At 65.2% G+C, this 24209-nt stretch carries 25 protein-coding genes and 1 tRNA gene; 16 read left to right on the top strand and 10 right to left on the bottom strand.

Annotated features, from left to right (window positions below; all coding sequences use genetic code 11):
* Nucleotides 1–145 precede the first annotated feature (145 nt).
* Nucleotides 146–487 (top strand): hypothetical protein, encoded by a 342-nt coding sequence (locus CH283_RS16635; protein WP_094640250.1) that lies wholly within the window; start codon nt 146–148, stop codon nt 485–487.
* A gap of 181 nt (nt 488–668) precedes the next feature.
* Here the strand turns inward: CH283_RS16635 and CH283_RS16630 are convergent, their stop codons facing one another.
* Both CH283_RS16630 and CH283_RS16625 read right to left on the bottom strand, forming a co-directional pair.
* Nucleotides 669–851, bottom strand: coding sequence for a hypothetical protein (locus CH283_RS16630; RefSeq protein ID WP_094640249.1), 183 nt, complete (start codon nt 849–851; stop codon nt 669–671).
* Between the two features lie 162 nt (nt 852–1013).
* Nucleotides 1014–1262 (bottom strand): hypothetical protein, encoded by a 249-nt coding sequence (locus CH283_RS16625; protein WP_094640248.1) that lies wholly within the window; start codon nt 1260–1262, stop codon nt 1014–1016.
* Between the two features lie 107 nt (nt 1263–1369).
* Between CH283_RS16625 and CH283_RS16620 the strand changes: the two genes are divergently transcribed.
* Nucleotides 1370–1600, top strand: coding sequence for a hypothetical protein (locus tag CH283_RS16620; RefSeq protein WP_094640247.1), 231 nt, complete (start codon nt 1370–1372; stop codon nt 1598–1600).
* A 90-nt stretch (nt 1601–1690) separates the two neighbouring features.
* Here the strand turns inward: CH283_RS16620 and CH283_RS16615 are convergent, their stop codons facing one another.
* From CH283_RS16615 to CH283_RS16595, 4 genes are all read right to left on the bottom strand, one after another.
* Nucleotides 1691–1915, bottom strand: coding sequence for a hypothetical protein (locus tag CH283_RS16615; RefSeq protein ID WP_094640246.1), 225 nt, complete (start codon nt 1913–1915; stop codon nt 1691–1693).
* 106 nt (nt 1916–2021) lie between these two features.
* Nucleotides 2022–2459, bottom strand: a complete 438-nt coding sequence (gene lpqV, locus CH283_RS16610; RefSeq protein WP_094640245.1) for a lipoprotein LpqV — start codon at nt 2457–2459, stop codon at nt 2022–2024.
* Nucleotides 2456–3055: a helix-turn-helix domain-containing protein gene (locus CH283_RS16605; protein ID WP_094640244.1), complete on the bottom strand. Its 600-nt coding sequence runs from the start codon at nt 3053–3055 to the stop codon at nt 2456–2458. The genes lpqV and CH283_RS16605 overlap by 4 nt, the downstream gene beginning before the upstream one ends.
* Before the next feature lie 227 nt (nt 3056–3282).
* Nucleotides 3283–3358, bottom strand: a tRNA-Arg gene (locus CH283_RS16595).
* A 146-nt stretch (nt 3359–3504) separates the two neighbouring features.
* Here CH283_RS16595 and CH283_RS16590 point away from each other — a divergent pair.
* Nucleotides 3505–4662, top strand: coding sequence for an XdhC family protein (locus tag CH283_RS16590; RefSeq protein WP_094640242.1), 1158 nt, complete (start codon nt 3505–3507; stop codon nt 4660–4662).
* A 209-nt stretch (nt 4663–4871) separates the two neighbouring features.
* Entirely contained in the window at nt 4872–6785 is a 1914-nt protein-coding gene (locus CH283_RS16585; protein ID WP_255183252.1) for a cytochrome c oxidase assembly protein, read from the top strand.
* A gap of 11 nt (nt 6786–6796) precedes the next feature.
* On the opposite strand, the gene CH283_RS16580 is transcribed toward CH283_RS16585, so the two are convergent.
* Nucleotides 6797–7222: a MarR family winged helix-turn-helix transcriptional regulator gene (locus CH283_RS16580; RefSeq protein WP_231893809.1), complete on the bottom strand. Its 426-nt coding sequence runs from the start codon at nt 7220–7222 to the stop codon at nt 6797–6799.
* Nucleotides 7223–7352: 130 nt separating this feature from the next.
* Here CH283_RS16580 and CH283_RS16575 point away from each other — a divergent pair, with 130 nt between their 5' ends.
* From CH283_RS16575 to CH283_RS16540, 8 genes are all read left to right on the top strand, one after another.
* Complete coding sequence (locus CH283_RS16575) at nt 7353–9101, top strand: ABC transporter ATP-binding protein (protein ID WP_094640240.1); 1749 nt, start codon at nt 7353–7355, stop codon at nt 9099–9101.
* 10 nt (nt 9102–9111) lie between these two features.
* Entirely contained in the window at nt 9112–9744 is a 633-nt protein-coding gene (locus CH283_RS16570) for an IMPACT family protein (protein ID WP_176460279.1), read from the top strand.
* A gap of 166 nt (nt 9745–9910) precedes the next feature.
* A complete protein-coding gene (locus CH283_RS16565; protein ID WP_068050067.1) occupies nt 9911–10384 on the top strand; it encodes a single-stranded DNA-binding protein in 474 nt (157 codons plus the stop codon).
* A gap of 115 nt (nt 10385–10499) precedes the next feature.
* A complete protein-coding gene (gene ettA / locus CH283_RS16560; RefSeq protein ID WP_094640239.1) occupies nt 10500–12179 on the top strand; it encodes an energy-dependent translational throttle protein EttA in 1680 nt (559 codons plus the stop codon).
* 1 nt (nt 12180) lies between these two features.
* Nucleotides 12181–12591: an acyl-CoA thioesterase gene (locus tag CH283_RS16555; protein ID WP_094640238.1), complete on the top strand. Its 411-nt coding sequence runs from the start codon at nt 12181–12183 to the stop codon at nt 12589–12591.
* Nucleotides 12592–12718: 127 nt separating this feature from the next.
* On the top strand, nt 12719–17557 hold the full coding sequence (locus tag CH283_RS16550; RefSeq protein ID WP_094640237.1) for an NAD-glutamate dehydrogenase: 4839 nt from the start codon (nt 12719–12721) through the stop codon (nt 17555–17557).
* 64 nt (nt 17558–17621) lie between these two features.
* Nucleotides 17622–18086: an acyl-CoA thioesterase gene (locus CH283_RS16545; protein WP_068052572.1), complete on the top strand. Its 465-nt coding sequence runs from the start codon at nt 17622–17624 to the stop codon at nt 18084–18086.
* Entirely contained in the window at nt 18079–18768 is a 690-nt protein-coding gene (locus tag CH283_RS16540; RefSeq protein ID WP_068052569.1) for a hypothetical protein, read from the top strand. The genes CH283_RS16545 and CH283_RS16540 overlap by 8 nt, the downstream gene beginning before the upstream one ends.
* Here CH283_RS16540 and CH283_RS16535 read toward each other — a convergent pair.
* Nucleotides 18765–20348 carry a glycoside hydrolase family 13 protein gene (locus CH283_RS16535; RefSeq protein WP_094640236.1) on the bottom strand — a complete coding sequence of 528 codons (1584 nt, stop codon included), beginning with the start codon at nt 20346–20348 and terminating at the stop codon, nt 18765–18767. The two genes, CH283_RS16540 and CH283_RS16535, sit on opposite strands and share 4 nt — an antisense overlap.
* A 211-nt stretch (nt 20349–20559) precedes the next feature.
* Here CH283_RS16535 and CH283_RS16530 point away from each other — a divergent pair, with 211 nt between their 5' ends.
* Nucleotides 20560–21027, top strand: a complete 468-nt coding sequence (locus tag CH283_RS16530) for a cupin domain-containing protein (protein ID WP_094640429.1) — start codon at nt 20560–20562, stop codon at nt 21025–21027.
* 21 nt (nt 21028–21048) lie between these two features.
* Here the strand turns inward: CH283_RS16530 and CH283_RS16525 are convergent, their stop codons facing one another.
* Together CH283_RS16525 and CH283_RS16520 are read right to left on the bottom strand one after the other, a co-directional pair.
* Nucleotides 21049–21444 carry a globin gene (locus CH283_RS16525; RefSeq protein WP_094640235.1) on the bottom strand — a complete coding sequence of 132 codons (396 nt, stop codon included), beginning with the start codon at nt 21442–21444 and terminating at the stop codon, nt 21049–21051.
* A 50-nt stretch (nt 21445–21494) separates the two neighbouring features.
* Nucleotides 21495–22454, bottom strand: a complete 960-nt coding sequence (locus tag CH283_RS16520) for a mechanosensitive ion channel family protein (RefSeq protein ID WP_068052588.1) — start codon at nt 22452–22454, stop codon at nt 21495–21497.
* Between the two features lie 231 nt (nt 22455–22685).
* Between CH283_RS16520 and CH283_RS16515 the strand changes: the two genes are divergently transcribed.
* The 3 genes from CH283_RS16515 to CH283_RS16505 all read left to right on the top strand — a co-directional run bounded on the left by CH283_RS16515 (nt 22686) and on the right by CH283_RS16505 (nt 24144).
* Nucleotides 22686–23348: an HNH endonuclease gene (locus CH283_RS16515; RefSeq protein ID WP_176460278.1), complete on the top strand. Its 663-nt coding sequence runs from the start codon at nt 22686–22688 to the stop codon at nt 23346–23348.
* 81 nt (nt 23349–23429) lie between these two features.
* Nucleotides 23430–23681 carry an aa3-type cytochrome oxidase subunit CtaJ gene (gene ctaJ / locus CH283_RS16510; protein WP_068052560.1) on the top strand — a complete coding sequence of 84 codons (252 nt, stop codon included), beginning with the start codon at nt 23430–23432 and terminating at the stop codon, nt 23679–23681.
* Nucleotides 23668–24144, top strand: a complete 477-nt coding sequence (locus CH283_RS16505) for a DUF5130 family protein (protein ID WP_094640234.1) — start codon at nt 23668–23670, stop codon at nt 24142–24144. Before ctaJ ends, CH283_RS16505 begins: the two co-directional genes overlap by 14 nt.
* Nucleotides 24145–24209: the final 65 nt, after the last annotated feature.

Genomic DNA, 24209 nt, shown 5'->3' with positions numbered 1-24209 from the left:
GTCGCGGGACACGATCCAGGCTTCCCTTCCTGACCGCGTCCCGCTGACATCACGCTAACAGAACTCGAACACCCGTGCGAACAGTGCGGGCGTTTCCCATGCCCGAAACCGGGCTCACAGATCCCCAACCGAAAGGGGGCACGCCATGATCCGCGAATGGATATGGCGGCAACTCGGCACACCACCCGGAGTCGCCGAGCTCGCTCAACAGCAGGAGGAATTCATGACCGCAGTAGACGACGCACTGGCACGCCTCGAAGGTGTCATCGGCTCGGCAGTCTCGCAGCTCCGTGAGGCGAAGGCCGAAGCTCAGGCTGTCATCGACAACGACGCCAGCGAGGATGCGGCCCAGGCGGCCACCCTCGATCAGGCGACGGCCGACAAGATCGGTGGTGTCGCGGATGCTCTCGAGCAGGCACTGTCGGGAACGCCGGCACCGGCCGACGAGACCGTCACCGAGCCGGTCGCCGAAGAGCCCACCGCCTAGACCGAACTGTGCTGGACGATCCACCCGCATGGGTGGGGTAGCTCAGCCGTCAAGGCCACAGCCTCTTTGTTAGAGATGCTCCCCATCACCTTCGCGGGTGGTGGGGAGCATTCGTCGTTCGAGCTGGTTTCGACCGAAGGTCAAGATAGTTCGTTACGGACAGTACTGACTTCGGGTGCGGTCAGCCGACTTCCCTGAGGCGGTGGTGTTGCGCGAGCTCGGTCAGAAGGTCGATCTCGTCGTCGTCGAAGATGGCGTGCCGACCGCGTGGGGTGAAGGTGATCTCTGCGTCTTGGAGGAGTGCGTCGAGGTCGTAGTGATCGGAGCTGATGTGGAGTGTGCGGGCGATGAGGGTGTCGGTCATGGTCGGGCCTTTCGGGTCGGAGAGCGGATGTTTCGATCGGCGAAGCAATGAGTCATAAGAATTCGGCAGTTGCGCGAACGAGGCCAGGCAAAGCGAATGGTTCGTTATGCGAAGGAACGAGAGTGACGGCCTGGGGCCGGGTATCCCCCGGCCCCTCTCGGGTCAGTTGGTGCAGTAGAAGCTCTGGGGCGGGGTGCCGGCGTCCAGGTCGCCGCCGCACCACTTGCAGTTGTAGTCGTGCTCGATGCGGCCCATGATGCCCTCGGCCTCTTCGATCAGGAGGGGGAGTTCGGCGGCGGATGCGAGGGCTAGCGCGGTGATTGCGTGATCCCAGGCTCCGAGCTGGATGTTCCGGTGCATCTCGAGTGCGGTTTCGAGGTGGTTGGTGATGATCTGGTGGTTGGTGCTCATTTTCTTCTCCCTCGTTGTGGTGTACCTAAAGCATAGCATCCAGCTGGACGCAATGCAGGCCATAACCGGGAATTGTTTTAACATCCAGATGGATGTACCGTCGTGGCATGACTCAGACGTTCCTCTCCATGCGCGAGATCTCCGACCGGTACGACGTCCCACTGGGGACGCTCAAAGCCTGGGTGCGGCGTGGTGGCAAGTTCCCGGAGGCAGACGCCCGCGTGGGTAGCGGCGAGGGGCAGGCCTCGGCGCTGGGCTGGACGGTTGAGACCGTCGACGAGTGGGAGCGTGGCTACCGGCCCGAAGGATCACGGACGGCCGACGCACGAAACCATTAGGGAGCGAAACACTCTCGGCCTTACCCGTATAACTTTCGTTACGCAAACAAACGATATGGGCAGGGTGGCCCCGGGGCACTGGCCCGCCCCTCAGGCTGCGAGCCAGGGGCAGAGCTGGTAGGTGGTGCCCGTGGTTCCTGTCTCGTCCAGCCACTCGGTGGCGGTCTCGATGTCGACCGGGGCGGCGGTGTCCTCGTCCTCGTTGTGGGCGGTGATGGCTGCGAGGGTGGCCTTGATGTCGAAGTGGCGGGGGCTGTGGCCTGCTGCGGTGATGATGTCGGTGAGCGTCTTTGCGGTGATCTCTGTCTTTGCCATAAAACAAGTATAGCATCCAGATGGACGCAATGTAACACCGAAATCGGAATTGTTCCACAGAGGTCAAACTCGGTCGTTCACCTAACTAACTATCCCTGGTGTCGACTCAACAATCGCCGGCCGCCGCGGCGTTCACTGTCGCGATCAGGTTCGCCTGATCCTCTGGCGTCTCACTGGACCAGCTCCCGGAGTCGTCGACCGACACGTTCCCCGATGCATTCTCGGGGCCGGCCTGCATCATCGCCAGCAGAACCTGGGGGTCGTTGCTGCCGAACGTTTCCAGCGCGGCCTTCGCCTCTGCGCATCCGGCCGCGAACTCGTCGTCGGTGAGGGTGGTCGGCACGTTCACTGCTGTGGTCAGGCCGTCGGGTGTGACCCCGTACAGGTCGTCTGCGGGCGTGGGTTCTGCCGTCGCGGTCGTCGGCGGGGTCTCTGCAACCGTGGTGGTCGTCGATGCCACTGCAGAGTCTTCCTGTGAAGTGTTGTCAGTGGTGCACGCGGTCAGGGCTACGAAGGCGGTGACAGCAATGAGGGTCCGTTTCATGGTGCTACTCCTACCAGACTGTCGGCTCCGGTCTCTTTGGCGTCGTCCCGCCATCGTCGGACAGTGCGGTCGTCGACACCGACCCGGCGCGCGATCTCGCGGAACGGCACGCCGCCCTCGGCGATCAGCTCAAGCGCCCGGGAGCGAGGGTCAACTTCTACTTGGGATGTATCCGGCGTTTCCGTGATTTCGGGGTGTTCGTGCTGGTCGGCTTTTTGGTCGGTATCTTCCGCGCGCCGGCCGAGCTCGACTGTCACCGAGGTGGTCCACAGCAGGAAGATCGGGGGAGTGAGCGCCACCCCGACCGAGATCCACGAGTGGTGGGTGATCCAGGCGTGGACTGCGTTGCCGGTGATGGAGACGAACGCTCCGGCGATGAGTAGTGACCATGAGGCGCGTGACTGGCTGAGGGCGACGACGGAGACGGTTCCGATGACCACGGTGCCGTCGATCATGACCGGCCACAGGTACGCCTCGGGGCCGAGGCCGGCGACACGTGCGAGATCTGCGAGTGCGATGTACGAGATCGCGAAGCAGACGAGTGACAGGAAGACGGTGCCGCGGCGTGCCGTCGTCAGAGCTGTGGATATGGGCATGGGTTCTCCCGGAACCGGACGTCGGCCAGCGACGTCGAAGTGGGTATGGATGCAGAAGAGCGAGCCGCGATCGTCGACGAGGGATTCGACCCGGACGACCCGGCGGTGGTGGAGGCGATGCTGCGGGTGCGCGCTGATCTGCGGCGTCTCGGAGATCGGAATCGGCGGCTGTGCTGTACGAATGCTGTACGTGAAGTTGGTGACTTACCGAAATATGCCCTCTGACCTGGTGCCCCCGGCAGGATTCGAACCTGCGACCAAGGGATTAGAAGGCCCTTGCTCTATCCCCTGAGCTACGGAGGCTGGCACGTGCGGGCGGACCCGCTCGAGCACGGTTGACGAGTGTACCTTTCCGTATACGCCGATCGCGCCGGCATGGGTTGGGCGATGGTCGCAGCGGGAAAGCGGTGGTTTCGGAAGCGTTCCGACCCCAGGTCGAAGGAGGTGCTGTGCACGACATCCTCGACGACGCGTTGCGCACCTGGCAGTCCGGCGACGTGGCAGCGGTCGCGACGGTGGTCCGCACCTTCGATTCCGCGCCGCGTCCGGTCGGAGCGTCCATGGTCGTCGGTTCCGACGGTGCGGTAGCCGGTTCGGTCTCGGGCGGCTGCGTCGAAGGCGCGGTCTACGAACTCGCGCAGGACGTCATGCGTACCGGTGCTCCGGTGCTCACCCGATACGGGGTATCGGACGACGATGCGTTCGCCGTCGGGCTCACCTGCGGCGGAACGCTCGACGTGTTCGTCGAAGTGCTCACCCGACAGACGTTTCCCGAATTCGAGGCCCTCGTCGCGGACGTTCGCGCCAATGTGCCCGTGGCGATGGCGACAGTTGTCGCGCACGGCGATCCGGAACGGCTCGGCCGCAGGATCGTCGTCGGAGAATCGGGCACCCGAGGCTCGCTCGGCAGTGAGCGTGCCGACGCTGCCGTGGCCGACGATGCGAAAGGGCTTCTCGCCGCTGGCCGTTCGGCTGTCCTGACCTACGGCCCCGACGGCCAGCGACGGGGCGAGGGGATGGAGGTGTTCGTCTCGAGCCACGCTCCGCCGCCTCGGATGCTGGTGTTCGGAGCCATCGATTTCGCTGCCGCGGTGGCGCAACAGGGCGCATTCCTCGGGTACCGAGTCACGGTCTGCGACGCACGGGCAGTCTTCGCGACTGCGCAGCGGTTTCCCGCAGCCGAGCAGGTCGTGGTCGCGTGGCCGCACGACTATCTGTCCGCGCAGTTCGCGGCGGGGGAGGTGGACGAACGCACCGTCGTCTGTGTGTTGACCCACGACCCCAAATTCGACGTGCCACTGCTCGAGGTGGCGTTGCGCATTCCATCGCTGGCGTTCGTCGGCGCGATGGGATCGCGCCGAACCCATGACGACCGCATGGCTCGGTTGCGGGCTTCGGGTTTGACGGAGACGGAACTCACTCGTCTGGCCAGCCCGATCGGTCTCGATCTCGGTGCGCGCACCCCGCAGGAGACGGCCGTGTCGATCGCAGCGGAGATCATCGCCCACCGCTGGGGCGGTACCGGTGAACCGCTGCGCGCCCGACACGGCCGCATCCATCACGACGCGAGCGACGCCGTGAGTACGGACAAGTACGACGCTGTGTAGGACTCGCGTTTCGAGTACTTCCGATCACCTCTTACTCTGGTGGTATGGCAACACCGGATCTCGAGAAGCCCGAACCCTCGACCGCTGAACTCCCGGCGGACGATGTCCGGGCGAACGACGGTTCGACGAACGACGATCCACGGTCGACCACCACGACGGTGTTCGCCACCGCAGGCGTCATCGCCGGTGTGGTCGCCGCACTCATCGTGATGCTCTCCGCCTCCGATGCGCTGGTATTGCTCGGAATCCCGGATCCGGGCCCGGCCACCACGTACGGTCTGCCTGCGCTGAGGGCCATCGGCGAGATCGCCGCCGTCATCGCCATCGGATCCTTTCTGCTGGCCGCGTTCCTCGTACCGCCGCAGAAGAACGGGATTCTCGACGTCGACGGGTACCGCGCGGTCCGGACCGGTTCGGTGGCGTCGATCATCTGGGCCGTCTGCGCCCTGCTTCTGGTGCCCTTGACGTTGTCCGACACCTCGGGGCAGCCGTTCGCCGAGGCCATCAAACCGGCGAACCTGTGGATTGCGCTCGACCAGGTGGAGATCGCCAGTGCCTGGCGCTGGACCGCCATCATGGCCGTTGTGCTCGCCATCGCGTCGCGCACGGTATTGCGGTGGGCCTGGACGCCCGCACTGCTCGGGTTCTCCCTCGCGACGCTGCTGCCGATCGCGCTGAGCGGACACTCCTCGGCAGGCGGCTCGCACGACATCGCCACCAACAGTTTGATCCTGCACCTCGGGGCCGCGTCGCTCTGGGCGGGCGGACTGTTCGCGCTGCTGGCGCACGTTCGCAGGCGCGGTGCACACGCCGATGTCGCGGCTCGCCGATTCTCCACGATCGCCGGAGTCTGTTTCGTGGTCATGGGCATCAGCGGCGTCATCAACGCCCTGGTCCGGGTTTCGCTCGCCGACCTGTTCACCACTACCTACGGCCTGCTGATCGTGGGCAAGATCGTCGCCCTGATCGTGCTGGGTGGCTTCGGCTGGATGCAGCGCCGTCGCGCCCTACCGGCCCTGATCGCCGATCCCACGGCCCGCGGGCCGCTGCTCCGATTCGCCGGTGCCGAGGTGCTGGTCCTCGCTGCGACCATCGGCCTGGCCGTCGGGCTCGGCCGCACACCTCCGCCGGCCGAGATCGACCCCAATCTCACGACCACGGAAGCGGCACTCGGGTACAACCTCAGTGGCCCGCCGACGTTCGCGCGCATGGCTCTGGACTGGCGCTTCGATCTGATCTTCGGCACCGCGGCGATCGTCATGGCCGTGGTGTACCTGATCGGAGTCCGCCGGCTGCGGCTGCGCGGAGACGCGTGGCCCGTCGGCCGTACGGTCGCCTGGGTGCTGGGCTGCCTCACGCTGCTGATCAGCACGTCCTCGGGAATCGGTCGATATTCCACGGCCGTGTTCAGCGTGCACATGACCGGGCACATGATGCTCTCGATGCTGGCCCCCGTCCTCCTCGCGCTCGGTGGCGCGCTGACGCTGGCATTGCGGGTACTGCCTGCGGCAGGCAAGGACGGCGTCCCCGGGATGCGCGAGTGGTTGCTGATGGGCCTGCACAGTCGACTTTCGCAGTTCGTCACCCATCCGCTCGTCGCGGCGCTGATCTTCGTGGGCGGCTTCTACGTGCTCTACCTCGGCGGAATCTTCGGGGCGGTACTGGACAGTCACGGCGCGCACCTGCTGATGAACCTGCACTTCGTGCTCAGCGGTTACCTGTTCTACTGGACCGTCATCGGAGTCGATCCGTCTCCGCGCAAGATCGCTCCGGTCACCAAACTCGCCGTCGTGTTCGGATCGCTACCGTTCCATGCCTTCTTCGGAGTGGCTCTGATGAGCATGAACACCGTGATGGGTGGCTGGTTCTACCGGACGCTCGGGCTGGACTGGAACTCCGACCTGCTCGGAGATCAGAAGCTCGGCGGCGGTATCGCCTGGGCCACAGGCGAGGTTCCGCTGGTGCTCGTCATGCTGGCGCTGCTGATCCAATGGACCCGCAGCGACGATCGAGATGCCAGGCGCAGTGACCGCGCCGCCGAGCGCGATCACGATGCCGACCTGGCCGCGCACAACGCGATGTTCGCCGAGCTCGCACGACGCGAACGGACCGGCGAGCAGTAGTCTCGGTCGGTTCAGCCGGTCTCGGCGATCTTGCTCAACAGTCGGTTCAGCTCGTCGCGTTCCGCGGGCTCGAGGCCGTCGAACATTTCCGACGACACCTGACGGCGCGCGTCGTCGATTCTGTCCAACAGCGCGCGGCCGGTGTCGGTCAGCTCGACCAGGACGGCTCGCCGATCGCTCGGATCCTGTTGCCGGATCACCAGGTGCGCCGCCTCGAGGGAGTCGACGATGTCGGTGGCCGATCGCGCGACGATGCGCAGGTGCTCGGCGAGATCGCGTAGTCGCACGGACTCGGGCTCGCGCGCCAACACGTGCAGGGCCCGACTCTGTGAGGGATTGAGGCCGAACGGTTCCAACGCAGTCATGTGGCTGCGCCGGATCTGCCGCGCGACGGCCATGAACTGCTCGCTCAGGTTGGGCGAGTGTCCGGTTTCCATGTACGGGATCATAGCGACGGTTGCTCACTACCTCATAGTGAGGTAGCCTCTGCATATTACTTCAGCTACCACGGAGGTCTACTTGGAAAGCCGACCCGAACGTTCTCTCCTCGCGTCCGATCCAGCACCCGTGCGCCGAGTCCTGGCTCTGTTCACGCCCTACCGCCGCAAGATCGCCGTCGTCAGTGCGATCATCGTCGTCAGCGCGATCATCGCGCTCGCGTCCCCCTTGCTTCTCCGCGAACTCCTCGATCATGCGATACCCGACCGCGATGTCACGCTCGTCAGCCTGATCGCACTCGGCATGATCGCAGTTGCAGTCGCCACCAACACTCTCGGCGTCGTGCAGACCTGGATGTCCAACGGCGTCGGTCAGCGACTCATGCACGATCTACGCGTCCAGGTCTACTCGCACCTGCAACGCCAATCCCTCGGATTCTTCGCACGCACCCGCACCGGCGAGGTGCAATCACGCATCGCCAACGACATCGGCGGCATGCAATCGGTGGTCACCAATACCGCAACGTCCATCGCGCAGAACGCGACGACCGTTGCCGCGACGGTGGTCGCCCTGTTCCTGCTCGACTGGAAGCTCGCCACGTTCTCGTTGATCATCCTGCCGGTCTTCGTCCGTGTCGCTCGCCGCATCGGCGACGAGCGGCGCAAGATCTCCACCAAGCGACAGAAGTTGCTCAGCGACCTATCGGTGCAGATCGAGGAATCACTCTCGGTCAGCGGCATTCTGCTGGGCAAGACCACCGGCTCTGCGCAGGTGTTGACCGAGAAGTTCGCCGACCGATCCCACGAAGTGGCCGGGGTCGAACTTGCAGCGATGATGGCGGGAAAGTGGCGCATGGCCACCATTCAGATCAGCTTCGCCGTCATGCCTGCCCTGGTGTACTGGTTCGCCGGCATCACCATCGGGCAGGGGAGCGCACTGACGATCGGAACTCTCGTCGCGTTCACCGCTCTGCAGACCCAATTGTTCCGGCCCACCATGCAATTGCTCAACACCGGCGTCGAGGTGCAGGCCTCGCTCGCACTGTTCGGGCGAGTGTTCGAGTACCTCGATCTGCCGATCGAGGTGGCCGAGCCCGCCCATCCGGTGGCGCTGCCGCGCGAGTCCGTCCGCGGAGACGTCGCCTTCCGCGCCGTGGACTTCACCTACACCTCGGCAACAGTTCCGACATTGAGCGGCATCGACCTCGAAGTCCCGGCAGGCAGCACACTCGCTCTCGTCGGCGCAACCGGGTCCGGCAAGACGACTCTGGGCTATCTCGTTGCGCGGCTGCATGATCCGACAGCCGGATCGGTGACGATCGACGGCATCGACCTGCGGGAGATGGCTTCGGAGACCATCGCCGACCTGGTCGGCGTCGTCTCTCAGGAGACGTACCTGTTCCACGCCACCATTCGAGAGAACTTGCGATTCGCCAAACCCGACGCCACCGACGAGGAGATTTTCGCGGCGGCCCGAACGGCACAGATCCACGACTTCATCGACGGCCTCGACGACGGGTACGACACCATGGTCGGCGAACGCGGGTACCGCTTCTCGGGCGGTGAGAAGCAACGCATCGCCATTGCCCGAACGGTGTTGCGCAATCCACCGATCCTGGTGCTCGACGAAGCGACCAGCGCCCTCGACAATCGCACCGAACGTGCAGTGCAGACCGCGCTCGACGGACTGATGAACGGGCGAACGACCATCCTCATCGCGCACCGGTTGTCCACGGTGCGCGGCGCGGACAGCATCGCAGTACTCGATCACGGCGTCGTTCGCGAGGTCGGAAGCCACGAGTCCCTGTTGGAGAACGACGGCATGTACGCCCAGTTGGTCCGAGCCGCAGACGATGTGGTGGACAGTGTTGCCGCATGAGTGAGATCGGGTGATCCCACTGCGTACCATCGCCGGTCGCGTCGAGTGCGAGACCGAGATCAAGAAGTCGAGGTTTCTCGCGGTCGTCGATCGCGCGGCCACGGAAGCCGAGGCGCGAGCGGTGATCGAGGCGGCCCGCAAGGCCGATCCTGCTGCCGGCCACCACTGTTCGGCGTTCATCGTCGATCTGTCGCCGCCGGATCCGCGCATCGAGCGGTCCAACGACGACGGTGAACCGAGCGGGACGGCAGGTACACCGATGCTCGACGTGCTGCGCGGGCATCACCTGACCAACGTCGTCGCGGTCGTCAGCAGATATTTCGGCGGAACCAAGCTGGGCACCGGAGGACTGGCCCGTGCCTACGGCGGAGCGGTGGCCGAGGCGTTGTCCGGAGCGATGTTCCTGACCCGGGAGCGACGCGAGATCATGACTCTCGAACTCGACCACGCCGAGGTCGGTCGCGTGGAATCGGAATTACGCGGGCACGGGGTTGTCGTCGTCGGCACCTCCTACGGCGCGTCCGCGGTACTGACCGTCGCGGTTCCGGACGCCGATTCGACTGCGGCACTGGTTGCTTCGCTCACTGCGGGGCGAGTGATCCCCGAGCTCGACGGCCACATGTACGCCGAGATTCCCGACTAGCACACGGTCCCGACATTCTCGGGTCGCGCGGGCCTCGATTCGGGTGCTTCATCCACAGGCCGGCCGGTTGTCCACATTTCGCCGACTCGTTCACCACGGACGCCTTCCGCGTAGCAGTGTCGATCTCGATCGCAACCACGCGACATCGATCGAGGGGGAACACATCATGTACGAAGCACAGTGCGCAGTTGTCGGAACGGTCATCACCAATCCCGTCAAGCGCTCCACACCCACCGGCGACGAGGTCCTCAGCTTCCGGATGGCCAGCAACGCCCGACGTCAGGACCGCAACACCGGCGAGTGGACCGACGGCGGAACCCTCTACCTGACGGTCACGTGCTGGCGGCGCCTCGTGCGCGGCGTCGGAGCATCGCTGATGAAGGGCGACCCGATCATCGCCTACGGGCAGCTGCGGACCAACGAGTACACCAACCGCGACGGGGTCGAACGCGCCGATCTGGAGATGCGGGCCAGCGCCGTCGGACCGGATCTCGCGCGCTGCAACGTCTCGATCCATCGGACCAAAGCGGTGGCACCCGAGGCTGCGCCGGACGGCGATCCTGGAGCTACCGAACCTGTGGACGAGGATCGGGACCACGATCGCATCGAGGACGACGTGCGCGAGTCCGTTCCGGCTTGACGGTCTCCCGGCATCCGCCGTCCGCGCTGCATCGGAACCTCGATCGAGTGCGGGCGGCGGCTGCGCGCTCGGGCGGTGGTGCCGGAGACCCACTCGCACCGATAAGCTGGGTGTCATGGCTGAATTCATTTACACCATGAAGAAGGTGCGCAAGGCGCACGGCGACAAAGTCATCCTCGACGACGTGACGATGAGCTTCTATCCGGGAGCGAAGATCGGCGTCGTCGGCCCCAACGGCGCCGGTAAGTCCAGCATCCTCAAGATCATGGCGGGAATCGATCAGCCCGGAAACGGTGAGGCGTTCCTCGCTCCCGGTGCCTCGGTCGGCATCCTCATGCAGGAACCGGTCCTCGACGACACCAAGACCGTTCGCGAGAACGTCGAGGACGGTCTCGGCGAGACGATGGTCCAGCTCAAGCGGTACAACGAGATCGCCGAGTTGATGGCAACCGACTACTCGGACGAGCTGATGGAAGAGATGGGCGAGCTGCAGGAAAAGCTCGACCACGCCGATGCCTGGGAGATCGACTCCCAGCTCGAACAGGCCATGGACGCGCTGCGCTGCCCGCCGCCCGAGTCGCCCGTCACCAACCTCTCCGGTGGTGAGAAGCGCCGCGTGGCGCTGTGCAAGCTGCTGCTGAGCAAGCCCGACCTGCTGTTGCTCGACGAGCCCACCAACCACCTCGACGCCGAGAGTGTGCTGTGGCTCGAGCAGCACCTGGCCGCATACGCAGGCGCTATTCTCGCCGTCACTCACGACCGGTACTTCCTCGACCACGTCGCGCAGTGGATCGCCGAGGTCGACCGCGGACACCTGTACCCGTACGAGGGCAACTACTCCACGTACCTGGAGAAGAAGGCCGAGCGTCTCGAGGTCTCGGGCAAGAAGGACCAGAAGCTGCAGAAGCGCCTCAAGGACGAGCTCGCCTGGGTTCGTTCCGGTGCCAAGGCACGTCAGGCCAAGAGCAAGTCTCGTCTGGCTCGCTACGACGAGATGGTGGCCGAGGCCGAGAAGACCAGGAAGCTCGACTTCGACGAGATCCAGATCCCCAACCCGCCGCGCCTCGGCGACGTCGTGGTGGAGGTCAAGAGCCTGGACAAGGGCTTCGACGGCCGCGTGCTGATCAAGGATCTCTCGTTCACGTTGCCCCGCAACGGCATCGTCGGCGTCATCGGCCCCAACGGCGTCGGTAAGACGACGCTGTTCAAGACCATCGTCGGGCTCGAGGAGCCGGACGGCGGCGAGGTCAAGATCGGTCAGACCGTCAAGCTGAGCTACGTCGACCAGAACCGCTCGGGCATCGACTCGAAGAGGACGGTGTGGGAGACGGTCTCCGACGGTCTGGACTTCATCACCGTCGGCAGCTCGGAGTTCCCGTCGCGTGCGTACATCAGCTCGTTCGGGTTCAAGGGCCACGACCAGCAGAAGCCTGCCGGAGTGCTCTCCGGTGGTGAGCGGAACCGTCTGAACCTGGCGATGACGCTCAAGCAGGGCGGCAACCTGATCCTGCTCGACGAACCGACCAACGACCTCGACGTCGAAACGCTCGGATCTCTCGAGAACGCTCTCGAGGAATTCCCGGGCTGCGCCGTGGTCATCTCCCACGACCGGTGGTTCCTGGACCGCACCTGCACGCACATCCTGGCGTGGGAAGGTGGCTTCGGCGACAACGAGGCCGCGTGGTACTGGTACGAGGGCAACTTCGAGGGCTACGAGGCCAACAAGGTCGAACGCCTCGGACCCGACGCGGCTCGCCCGCATCGCGTCACGCACCGAAAGCTGACCAGAGACTGACATGCCGGCGAAAACCTTCACCTGCACACTTCAGGTGCGGTGGGGTGATTCCGACCGTCTCGGCCACGTCAACAACACCCGGTTCGTCGAATACCTCCAGGAGGGCCGCGTTCAGTTCCTGAACGCGGTCTTCGGGGGTCCGGGTGTGCGCGGCGCAGCGGTGGTGCGGAAACTCACCACCGATTTTCTGCATCCGATCCTCGACGACTCGGGTCCGCTGACGATCGAGCTGTGGATCAGCCGCATCGGGACCACCTCGTACGGCGTCCGGCACGTGGTGACCGACCGGGACGGAAAAGTCTGCGCGGATGCCGAAGCGTTGATGGTTGCCTTCGATCTCGCGACGTCTTCCTCTCGTCCTTTGTCGGAGGACGAGAGGAACCTTCTCGCGGAGTATCTCGGCTCGGAGTAGTTCGCCACGCGCCGGCTCAGCGAGGTCACTGCGGTAACAGGGTGTTCGACACTAAGGTCGAGGAGTCATCGACGACCGGCGATCGGCGGGCGTCGGGAAAATCCTCACGAGGGAGTACTCGAACACCATGCCACGCTCGCTGGACCTGCCCGACAACGACTGGGCCGACGGCCTCGACGACCGACTCCTGGCCGGGCTGGCGACATTGCAAGCCGAGTATTTCGAGCACGTGGATACGACGGCCGTCGGAGCGTCCGCGCACACTCCCGACACCACGTCCTTTCACCGGCACGTCCGGTTGGCCGCTCAGCGGCTGCCCGAGACCGCGAACGTAGCGGTGTACCGACCCAGCGAGTCGAGTTCGGCCGCCCATCAGGCCGCGGGCAGCTATCTGCAGATCGTCACCGACGACATGCCGCTTCTCGTCGAGTCGGTCATCTCGCTGCTGTCCCGACTCGGCATCGAGTACACCGACGTGGTCCATCCCATTCTGTCGGTCGCCCGCGACGCGGACGGCGAGCTGACGGGTCCGAGCGCCGACGGTCGACACGAATCCTGGATTCACGTCCAGCTGCATCCGTCCACGCCCGCGGAGGCCCTCGACCGCGTGGAGTCGGAGGCGAGCCGGGTGTTGGCCGACGTGCGTCAGGTCGTCGGCGACACCGATCGCATGCGTCGGGTGCAGGCCGAGGTCGCCGATCTCCTCGACGGTGCGGCCGAGCGGGCCGGTGATGCGGAGTCCGCCATCGCCGTCGAACATCGCGACGCAGCCGCGTTGCTGCGCTGGCTCGGCGACGGTCACTACACGCTCCTCGGCTACCGCCGGTACCGGCTCGGCGGCGTCGACGGTGCACGGACGGCCACCGGGGAGGAGTCGAGCAGCCTCGGGGTGTTGCGCGACGCGGCCCACGACGTGCACGGTTCGGAGCCGCTCGGTCAGCGCGACCTGGTCGCCCTGACGCAGGGAGCGAGTCCGGCGACGGTGCACCGCGCCGTCTACCCCTACTTCGTCAGTGTTCTGGACGCCGAGAACTCCGCCGAACACCGTTTCGTCGGCGTCTTCACAGTGACCGCGCTCCACGAGAACGTGCTCGACATTCCGGTGATCGAGCGTCGGGTGCGCTCGGTGATCGCCAGGGCCGGTCATGATCTCGGGTCGTTCTCGGGTCAGGCGATGCTCGAAGTGCTGCAGTCGATGCCGCGCTCGGAACTGTTCGCCACCTCGGCGGCCTGGCTGTTCGAGACCGCGAGTGCTGTTCTCGCACTGGGCCGTCGGCGCAAGGTCAAGCTGTTCGTGCGGCCCGATGCCGGCGGGTCCTTCGTCTCCGCCCTGGTGTACCTGCCGCGAGATCGCTACACCACCCGTGTTCGGCTGGCCATTCAGGATCGGCTGCTCCGTGAGCTCGGCGGCACTTCTCTCGACTACACGGCGCGCGTGACGGAATCGGACCTGGCGCTGCTGCACGTGACCGTCCGCCGCACGCCGGGAACGGCATCGACGGAGCTGGCCGCCGAGGACATCACCCGGATCGAGGCGGCTCTCACCGAGACCACCAGAACCTGGGAGGACTCCCTCGGCGACGCGGTCTCGCTGGACCGCACCGTGGACCCGCTGCGGATCCAGCGCTACACAGAGGCGTTCCCCGAGGCCTACAAGCAGGACTTCAGTCCGGCTCGGGCCGTGACCGACATCGCTCGCCTCGAAGGGCTCGGCGACGAGTCGATCGACATGCAGCTCTACCGCAACGAGCAGTCGGCCGTGGGTAGCTGGCGCTTCTCGCTGTACATCGGCGGCGCGGGTGTCTCGCTGTCGCAGGTGCTGCCTATCCTGCAGAGTCTCGGCGTCGAGGTCGACGACGAACGGCCGTACCCGGTGGTGCGGCCGGACGGAATGTCCTGCTGGATCTACGATTTCGGGCTCTCGGCCTCACGCGAGATGCTGCGTTCGGCAATCGACGGTGACATCGACGCGGAGTTGTCCGAGGCGGGCACCGCCGATCGCGAGAGTCGAGTGCAGCACCGATTCACCGATGCGTTCGCGGCAGTGTGGAGCGGCGAGGCGGAGGCCGACCGGTTCAACGAGCTGGTCATGCGCGCCGGCCTGCACTGGCGGCAGGCAGTGGTGTTGCGCGCGTACGCGAAGTACTTGCGCCAGGCCGGTTTTCCCTACAGCCAGTTCAACATCGAGGGTGTGCTGCTGACACACCCGCGCACCGCGCGGCTGCTCGTCGGGTTGTTCGAGGCGCAGTTCGATCCCGAGGCGAGTTCGGAGGAGAACGCGCAGTCGATCGGCACTCAGCTGGGTGAACTGATCGACGAGGTCGTCAGTCTCGACGCCGACCGAATTCTGCGCAGCATGTTCGAGCTGATCCGTGCCACCCTGCGCACCAACTACTTCGTGGTGGGGGTCGACGGCGACCATCGCGAGTACCTCTCGCTCAAGTTCGATCCGCAATCGATCGCCGAATTGCCCAAGCCGAAGCCCAAGTTCGAGATCTTCGTGTACTCGCCCCGCGTCGAAGGTGTGCACCTGCGATTCGGAGCCGTTGCCCGCGGCGGACTGCGCTGGTCGGATCGACGTGAGGACTTCCGGACCGAAATTCTCGGACTCGCCAAAGCCCAGATGGTCAAGAACGCCGTCATCGTGCCGGTCGGAGCGAAAGGCGGATTCGTCGTCAAGCGGCCCCCTGTCGTGACCGGTGACGCCGATCGAGATCGCCAGGCCCACGCCGAGGAAGGCAAGGCCTGTTACCGCCTCTTCATCGCCGGGCTGCTCGACATCACCGACAATCTCGACCGCGCTACCGGAACGGTGACGGTTCCCACCGGAGTCGTGCGCCGCGACGGAGACGACACCTATCTCGTCGTTGCCGCGGACAAGGGCACCGCGACCTTCTCGGACATGGCCAACGACGTTGCCGCGAAGTACGGTTTCTGGCTCGGCGACGCCTTCGCGTCCGGTGGTTCGGCGGGCTACGACCACAAAGCCATGGGCATCACCGCCAAGGGTGCGTGGGAGAGCGTCAAACGCCACTTCCGTGAGCTCGGAATCGACACGCAGAGCCAGGACTTCACAGTCGTCGGCGTCGGAGACATGAGCGGGGACGTGTTCGGCAACGGCATGTTGCTCAGCCGGCACATTCGCCTGCTCGCCGCGTTCGATCACCGGCACATCTTTCTCGATCCCGACCCCGAGCGTGAGTCCTCGTTCGCCGAACGGGAGCGGTTGTTCGCACTGCCGCGGTCGTCGTGGGCGGACTACGACACCTCGCTCATCAGTGCGGGCGGCGGCGTGTGGGAGCGGACGCGCAAGTCGGTCCCGATCAGTGCGGCGGCGCGCGCTGCCCTCGGGTTGGGGGATTCCGTGGTCGCGCTGTCACCCCCGGAGCTGGTGAACGCGATCCTTCGGGCCCCGGCCGATCTGCTGTGGAACGGCGGAATCGGTACGTACATCAAGGCGTCCACCGAAACCAATGCCGAGGTCGGTGACAAGGCCAACGACACGGTGAGGGTCGACGGAATCGACGTGCGCGCCGCCGTGGTGGGGGAGGGCGGCAACCTCGGAGCCACCGCACTGGGCCGCATCGAATACGCCGCTGCCGGAGGCAAGATCAACACCGACGCCGTCGACAACTCCGCGGGTGTCGACTGCTCCGATCACGAGGTCAACATCAAGATCCTGTTGGAGACGGCCATCACCAACGGCAACCTCGCGCGCGAGGATCGGGACGAGCTGCTCGCGTCCATGACCGACGAGGTGGGCCGGCTGGTGTTGTGGGACAACATCATGCAGAACGAACTGCTCGGCACCTCCAGGTTCGACGCACCGAGCCTGGTCACCGTGCACAGTCGAGTGATCGAGGATCTGGAAGTGCGCCGAGGTCTCGATCGCGAACTGGAGGCGCTACCGACCGAGGCGGATCTACGGCGTCGCAAACAGGACGGCCGCGGGCTGACCTCGCCGGAACTCGCGACTCTGATGGCTCACGTGAAGCTGGCGTTGGAAGCCGAACTGCTCGACAGCGAACTGCCCGACAGTGACGTCTTCGCTCCGCGGCTGCCCAAGTATTTCCCCGCGCCGCTGCGAGAGCCGTACGCCGCCGCGATCACCACGCATCCTCTCCGGCGGCAGCTGGTGGCCACGACGCTGGCCAACGAGGCCATCGACTGCGGTGGCATCACGTTCCCCTACCGATTGACCGAGGATTCGGGTGCGGCAGGCACCGACGCCATCCGTGCCTTCGCCGCCGCCACCGAGATATTCGGACTCGACGAGGTGTGGAACTCGATCAGGGCCGCGGACGTGCCGACTGCGGTCTCGGCCGAACTGTTGCTCGAGTCGCGTCGCATGCTCGACCGTGTCTCGCGCTGGCTGCTGGCCAACCGTCCGCAGCCGCTGGCCGTCGGCGCCGAGATCAGTCGGTACGCCGGTCAGGTGCGGGCACTGCAACCGTCGGTGTCCAGGTGGATCTCCGGGCATCAAGCCAGCGACCTGGACTCCCGATCGGCTGCGGCGATCGAACGCGGCGCGCCGGCCGAGCTGGCGCGCCGGATCTACGGCTTGCTCGATGTGTACTGCCTACTCGACATCATCGATATCGCCGACATCGTCGACCGGGACGGAGCCGAGGTCGCCGAGCTCTACTTCGCCCTCGATGCGCACATCGGTATCGACTGGTTGCTCACCGCGGTGTCCAAGCTGGCCCGCGGAGACCGCTGGCATTCGTTGGCGCGCTTGGCTCTTCGCGACGATCTGTATTCCTCGTTGCGGGGAATCACGCAGGCCGTATTGGCGGGCGGCGAGCCGGACGAGTCGGTTGCGGAGAAGATCGCCGAATGGGAGTCGACCAACTCGTCTCGTCTGGCGAGGTCTCGTGCGGCGTTGACCGAAATCGCCGAGTCGGGAACCCTCGACCTGGCCACCCTGTCGGTCGCTGCCCGACAGGTCCGCAACATGGTGCCCTGACCTTCAGCACCACATCGCCACGGGCGAGACCGCCGATACTCGACCGAGAAGAGGAAACGACCACGTGAGTGTGCCCGACGCCCATCTGTCCGACAAGCGACCTGAAACCGAGCGAGTGGGCTTTCATGCCACCGTGGACGTGCGGTGGTCGGATATGGATGTGTATCAACACATCAACCATGCCCGGATGGTCACTCTCCTCGAAGAGGCACGCATTCCCTGGCTGTTGGTGGACGGGAGGCCGACGGCGAACCTGCGCCACGGCGCGGTGATCGCGGATCTGCACGTGAAGTATCGAGGCCAGCTCCGGCACGAGGACGGGCCCCTCGATGTGTTCATGTGGATCGACGCGGTGCGGGCGGTGGACTTCGTCGTCGGATACGAGGTACGAGCCCGGGGAGCGTCGTTGGACACTCCCGCGGCCGTGGTGGCCTCGACACAGATTGCGGCGTTCGACATCGATGCGCAGCGGCTGCGCCGGCTCACTCCCGAAGAGCGTGAGTTTCTCGTGAGCTGGCAGCGTGTATGAGCGCGTACTGACCGTTCCCGATGCGGTCGAGCGGGAGAACCTGGCGACGTTCTGCACCAGGGCGCTGCGTCTGGACGAAGCTGCGGTGATCCGTATGCGGACCCGAGCGGGCGGCGGTGTGTCCTGCTGGGCGGCAACGGGTTTCGATGCTCTCGCGGCTCGGGTCATCACCGGGACCGTGGTGCCCGACGACACGAGTGCCGGTGCCGACGTGTTGGTCGCGGCGGTGCAGCAGGCGACCGACGGTGTGATCGACCCGGGATTTTCGATGGATTCCGCCTGGCGCGGAGCCCTGCCACCGGACGGCGGCTTCGGCCATCTCGACGATGTGCCGGCCCGGGTGCTCGTGGGGCTCGCGCAACGCGGCGTCGCACTGGCCAAGGAGCACGGCAGCAGTCACGGTCCGCCGAGTTCGTTGCTCGAACAGGAGGTTCTGCACGTCGCGGGCGAGAACGACGACGTCTCGATCTCGATGCGAACGGTATTCGCCTTGACCGCAATGGGTTTCGTGCCACACAGTGGCAGCGACCCGTTGACCGTCGACGTCGACCCGGATCGGATCGCGCCCGACGAGGTGGTTCGGGTGCGGGTGTCGAAGGTCTGGCTACGTCTCGATGCCCGCTACGGCTCCGTCTTCGCTCGTCGCGCGGGACAACAGTTGTCGCTCACCGTCGAGCGTTAGACGAGCCACGCAGCGGCGTTCGCCGGAAGCCTGCCGTCCACCAACGGCGCACTGGCCAGCAGCAACTCGCCGGGAGGCAGCGGGATCGACTCCTCCGACGCGTTCAAGGCGCAGATCAGGCCACCGCGTCGACGAAATGCCAGGCAGCCGGAAGGAGATCCGTACCAATCGACTCCGCTACCGGTGAATTCCGGACGTAGAGCCCGCAGCTCGAACGCCGTCCGATAGAGGCTCAGCATCGAATCGACGTCTTCGAGTTGCGCCTCGGCGGTGTACCCGTCCCATTCGGCCGGCATCGGCAACCATGTTCGATCGGTGGAGGAGAACCCGAACGGTGGTGTGTGCCCCTCCCACGGCATCGGCACTCGGCAGCCGTCGCGGCCGCGCTCTGCGTGCCCGGATCGCTCCCACACCGGATCCTGCAACGCACTGTCGGGCAGTTGTACGTTCGGCAGCCCCAGTTCGGCACCGTTGTACACGAAAATCGTTCCGGGAAGCGCCAATTCGACGAGGATCATGGCGCGCGAGCGCGCCCGACCGAGGTCCCCACCGCCGTATCGGGTGACCTCACGCTCGACGTCGTGATTCGACAGCGTCCACGTCGGAGTTCCGTCGACCAGTTCTACTGCGGCAAGGGAATTGGAGATGGCGTCGCGGATGGTTGCGGCGTCGAAATCGACACTGGCCAGCCGGAAGTTGAAACCCAGGTGCAACTCGTCGGGCCTGATGTACTCGGAGAAGCGCACGTTGTCCTGCACCCAGATCTCACCGACGGTCACCGCTTCGGGGAATTCGTCCATGACGGCTCTGATGCGTCGATGCAGGTCGTGGACCCGAGGATTGTTGAACCGGGGATCGTCGTCGTCGTTCTTCATCAACGCGTTGAGTTCGAGACTCATGTCGGCCAGGTCGACGGGTTTGGCCATACCGTGCGCCACATCGAGCCGGAAGCCGTCGACGCCGCGGGAAAGCCAGAATCTCAAGGTGCGCGCGAAGTCGTCGAACACCTCCGGGTTGTTCCAGTTCAGATCCGGTTGCTCGGGCGCGAAGATGTGTAGGTACCACTGACCGGGGGATCCGTCGGGCTCGGTGATCCGAGTCCAGGCCGGGCCACCGAAGATGCTCGGCCAGTTGTTCGGCGGCTGCGCACCGTCGTCACCACGTCCGTCTCGAAAGATGTAGCGAGCACGCTCGGCACTACCGCGCGCCGCCGTCAGGGCCGATCGGAACCACGGGTGCTCGCTGCTGGTGTGATTGGGCACCAGGTCCATCGTGACCTTGATGTCGCGCGCATGAGCTTCGTCGACCAACGCGTCGAAAATCTCCAGGTTGCCGAACAGGGGGTCGATGTCACGCGGATCCGACACGTCGTACCCGTGATCGGCCATGGGCGACCGGGTGATGGGTCCGATCCAGACTGCGTCTATTCCCAGCAGCTCCAGGTAGCCGAGCTTGTCACGAATTCCGTCGAGGTCGCCGATGCCGTCACCGTTGGAGTCCGCGAACGAGCGGGGATAGATCTGGTAGAAGACGGCGTCCTGCCACCACAACAGCTCGGAGCTTTCGATCGGATCGGTCACAAGGGGCAATAGTGCCAAACGATCGGCCGCAGAACGATTCAGGGGCGTTCGGGCACGACAGGAGGCAGCCTCGTAGGTCAACGAACAGTAAAGCTTTGTGCTCATTCACATGACCGACTCCTGCCGGTTCGTTGGGAAAGTGTTGTATGTTCTGCTCCTGGAACAAGTAGCGGCGGAAGCCGCGCCCGACGGTGAGGACGCGACGGAAACCATGATCACTTCGACCATCGAAGCCGTACGACTCGGCGACATCGCGCTGAACGACAGCCCCATCGAGCCGACCTGGATTCTCGAAGGAAACCCGCAGGCTCGCCTCGCCGAGTGGTCGAAGAGCATCGACGGAACCACCACCACCAACGTGTGGGACTGCACGGCAGGACGCTTCCGGTGGTACTTCGCCGTCGACGAGATCGTGCACATCATGGACGGTTCGGTGACCGTCTCGAGTGACGACCACGCACCGCGCACCCTGCTTCCCGGCGATGCCGCACTGTTCCGTGCGGGCACCTGGTCGGAGTGGCACGTGGAGAACTACGTACGCAAGCACGCCATCCTGCGCCAGCACCTACCCGCTCCCATGAGCTTCGCGCTCAAGGTGGCCGGCTCCGTTCGCGCGCGGGTGGGCAAGCTCAAGGTCGCCGTCGGCGGGAAGAGCCCGCAGCGCGTCGGATCGCTGTAGCCCGCTGCGCTGTCGGGGCCGTCAGATCGCCGAGTTCATCATCGAATTGGCGGCCATCTCCATGTAGTCGATCAACTGGGCTCGGTGCGCGGAGTCCATGACCTCGGGGGCGATCGACGCGATCGCGATGTGCATGCAGCGCAGCCACGCGTCTCGCTCCATCGGTCCGATCCGAAACGGGTTGTGGCGCATACGAAGTCGAGGATGGCCACGCTCGTCGGAGTAGGTTCGCGGACCGCCCCAGTACTGCTCGAGAAACATCCGCATCCGCCGTTCGGCCGGTGCCAGATCCTCCTCGGGGTACAACGGCCGCACTATCTCGTCCTTGGCGACTTCCTCGTAGAACTTCGCCGTGAGTGACCGGAACGTCTCGGCACCGCCTACCGCGTCGTAGAACGTCTGCTGCGGTTCGGTCATCACACTCTCTCTGTTCGTTCCTGGTCGGCGTCGGTCACGTCCATTGTCCCTCAGCTGCCTCGCTCGGCCACGACCCCACCCGGGCGACCCAGTGCGTACGGTGCCTTGATGTCGGCATCGTCGAACGCCTGGAGGATCTCCTGGTGCAGTCTGCGCTGTACGGCCCACTGGCGTCCGGGGCGGGTCTTGATCGTGATGCGGATGGTGACGGTGTCGGCGCTGACCGCGTTGACACCGAGCATCTCGGGCGGTTCGAGGATGTCATCGGCGAAGTCCTTCGATTCCACCACCGCCAGCGTGGTGCGTTCGGCGACTGCGCGGGCCTCGTCGATGTTGGCCGTGTGGGACACGGGCAGATCCAACACGGCGACCGCGAAGCCCTGACTCATGTTGCCCACGCGCAGCACCTCGCCGTTGCGGCAGTACCACACGGTGCCGTTGACGTCCCTGATCGTCGTGACGCGTAGCCCGACGCTCTCGACCGTGCCGGTCGCTTCACCGAGGTCGACGACGTCGCCCACTCCGTACTGGTCCTCGAGGAGCATGAAGATACCCGAGAGAAAGTCTCGGACCAGGTTCTGCGCACCGAAGCCGAGGGCGACGCCGACGATCCCGGCCGAGGCGATGAACGGAGCGACGTTGACCCCCACGACGTCGAGCACCGACAGCACGAACCACGTGAGAATCATGACCGAGACGGCGGACTTGAGCACCGAGCCGATCGTGTTGGCACGCTGTTTGCGCCGCTCGTTGAGAATCGCGCCCTTGACGGTGCTCGACGAACGCTCGCGCAGCGGACGCAGCAGCGTCGGAGACTTCCCGACGTTGTTGCGGGTGAATCGGTCGATCAGTTTGTGCAGGACGAGGCGCAGCACGATGGCGAGGGCCAGATAGCCGAGAGCCTGCAGCGGACGATCGACCAACCAGTCGCGTCCGGTCTCCGTCAGCTCGAACGCTCGGGTGTCGAGATCTCGCAACAGCGACGGTTCGGAGAGGGACGATGCGGACAGGAAGGTTGATACAGACACCCGAAAAGTCTACGGAGACGCAGAAATCTTGCCAGTCACGCAGCGCATGGAGCCGTCGTTCGTCGTTCGTGAACGCGAGGATGCGAGATGTTCACCGATCGGCAACAGAAAATGCCGGGAAAAAGGCTGTGCGAGGAGGGTGCATTCGTGTTCCACTGTGACTCGTGTTCCACGCAAGCCATGCGCGGGCGCCGACTGTTTCTGGAGCAACGCATGAAGAACTCGCAACACCGCCATCGACAACTCCCGCCCACTGAGGGCCGCACCACGCACGACCAGCGTGAGACGGCCTCGGGGGCTTCTCCGCTGCGTGTGGTGCCGACGGCCCACAGTGCTACAGGCGACGACGCCGTACCGGCGTGGGTCAAGCGCCGTGTGCTGCTCCTCAACGCCACCTTCGAACCACTGACCGCGCTTCCGATGCGCCGGGCGGTGGTTCTTCTCGTTTGTGGGAAGGCCGACGTGGTGCACGACGATCCGGAGGGGCCGTTCATCCGGTCGGCCGACCGCTCGGTGCAGGTGCCGTCGGTGATCAGACTGCGGACGTTCGTCCGTGTTCCGTATCGAGCCCGGGTACCCATGACCCGACAGGCGCTGATGCACCGCGATCGGTTCCGGTGCGCATACTGCGGAAGCAAGGCCGAGACCGTCGACCACGTGGTTCCGCGTAGCCGCGGAGGTGGCCACTCGTGGGAGAACTGTGTCGCCTGCTGCGCCTCGTGCAACCATCGCAAGGCGGACAAACTGCTCAGTGAGATCGGCTGGACGTTGCGCGCCCAGTTGGTGCCGCCGAAGGGTCCGCACTGGCGACTGTTGGCGACGACGAAGGAGCTGGATCCCAGTTGGCTCGCGTACCTCGGTGAGGGCGCTGCCTGACGCGGGTACGCCTGCACTTTTCGGTCACAACACCGGCCCCGACGTGGTCCGACGCGCAATTGTCGACTAACGTCACACCCTGTGAGCATTTTTGAGACCACGCTGATATTCGGGGTGATTCCGGTTGCGGTGATCGGACTCCTCGGCGCGTTGTCCTACTTGACCGACAAGCAGCCCGGTATGGACGTTCCGCCCTACCGACTGACGGACGAGTGGACGCGCGAGCCATTGCTGTGGACTGCTACGGACGAGGTGACTCCTTTCGGAGGTCACGGTTCGCACGGTGCCGACACAGCCGACTCGATCGGAGGTTCCGCAAGTGGCAAGTGGTGAACTCGTCCGCAGTGACGTCAGAGAAGAAGACCTGCCCGTCGGTGCAGCCCTCACCGCGAGCGGCCGCATCTCGGCTGCTCACGAATTCGGGACGACCAACCCCGAGCACCTGCCGTTCGCGACGCAGGACCTGGTTGCACTCGACGATGCACTCACGCAGGCGATTCGACAGACCAAGATCCGGTTCAACGTCTACATCGGTGATCTCGGCGTAGATCCCGCTGCGGGTGCGGATTCGGTGTTCCCCGGCACACCCGATGCCATCCGTTCGGTCCTGGTCGCCGTCGACCCCAATCGGCATGCTCTCGAGATCCGCACCGGCAGGCGAGTGTCCAACCGTGCGACCGACCGGGTTGCACAGTTGGGTGTCACCGCCGCGCTCGGTCCGTTCCGCGACGGCAATCTCATCGACGGTCTGGTCACTGCCGTCCGGGTGATGACCGCGTCCATCCTCAGCCCGTAACTCTCCACCTCCAGACCGCGCTTCCACGACGAGGGCCGGTTGTCCACCTCGCGGTGGGCAACCGG

This window comes from Rhodococcus sp. 05-2254-2 (genome assembly GCF_002259095.1).
Lineage (GTDB): Bacteria > Actinomycetota > Actinomycetes > Mycobacteriales > Mycobacteriaceae > Rhodococcoides.
Note: the sequence above shows the minus strand (reverse complement) of the source record. Positions and strands in the feature narration are given on the sequence as shown.

Bases quoted from the DNA above. Each gene is read 5' to 3' on its own strand.
- CH283_RS16630 (WP_094640249.1), bottom strand. From the start codon at position 851: ATGACCGACACCCTCATCGCCCGCACACTCCACATCAGCTCCGATCAC.
- CH283_RS16615 (WP_094640246.1), bottom strand. From the start codon at position 1,915: ATGGCAAAGACAGAGATCACCGCAAAGACGCTCACCGACATCATCACC.
- CH283_RS16585 (WP_255183252.1), top strand. From the start codon at position 4,872: ATGCTCTCCGCCTCCGATGCGCTGGTATTGCTCGGAATCCCGGATCCG.
- lpqV (WP_094640245.1), bottom strand. From the start codon at position 2,459: ATGAAACGGACCCTCATTGCTGTCACCGCCTTCGTAGCCCTGACCGCG.
- CH283_RS16625 (WP_094640248.1), bottom strand. From the start codon at position 1,262: ATGAGCACCAACCACCAGATCATCACCAACCACCTCGAAACCGCACTC.
- CH283_RS16580 (WP_231893809.1), bottom strand. From the start codon at position 7,222: ATGGAAACCGGACACTCGCCCAACCTGAGCGAGCAGTTCATGGCCGTC.
- CH283_RS16565 (WP_068050067.1), top strand. From the start codon at position 9,911: ATGTACGAAGCACAGTGCGCAGTTGTCGGAACGGTCATCACCAATCCC.
- CH283_RS16555 (WP_094640238.1), top strand. From the start codon at position 12,181: ATGCCGGCGAAAACCTTCACCTGCACACTTCAGGTGCGGTGGGGTGAT.
- CH283_RS16515 (WP_176460278.1), top strand. From the start codon at position 22,686: ATGAAGAACTCGCAACACCGCCATCGACAACTCCCGCCCACTGAGGGC.
- CH283_RS16635 (WP_094640250.1), top strand. From the start codon at position 146: ATGATCCGCGAATGGATATGGCGGCAACTCGGCACACCACCCGGAGTC.
- CH283_RS16620 (WP_094640247.1), top strand. From the start codon at position 1,370: ATGACTCAGACGTTCCTCTCCATGCGCGAGATCTCCGACCGGTACGAC.
- CH283_RS16550 (WP_094640237.1), top strand. From the start codon at position 12,719: ATGCCACGCTCGCTGGACCTGCCCGACAACGACTGGGCCGACGGCCTC.
- CH283_RS16605 (WP_094640244.1), bottom strand. From the start codon at position 3,055: ATGCCCATATCCACAGCTCTGACGACGGCACGCCGCGGCACCGTCTTC.
- CH283_RS16530 (WP_094640429.1), top strand. From the start codon at position 20,560: ATGATCACTTCGACCATCGAAGCCGTACGACTCGGCGACATCGCGCTG.
- CH283_RS16525 (WP_094640235.1), bottom strand. From the start codon at position 21,444: ATGACCGAACCGCAGCAGACGTTCTACGACGCGGTAGGCGGTGCCGAG.
- ettA (WP_094640239.1), top strand. From the start codon at position 10,500: ATGGCTGAATTCATTTACACCATGAAGAAGGTGCGCAAGGCGCACGGC.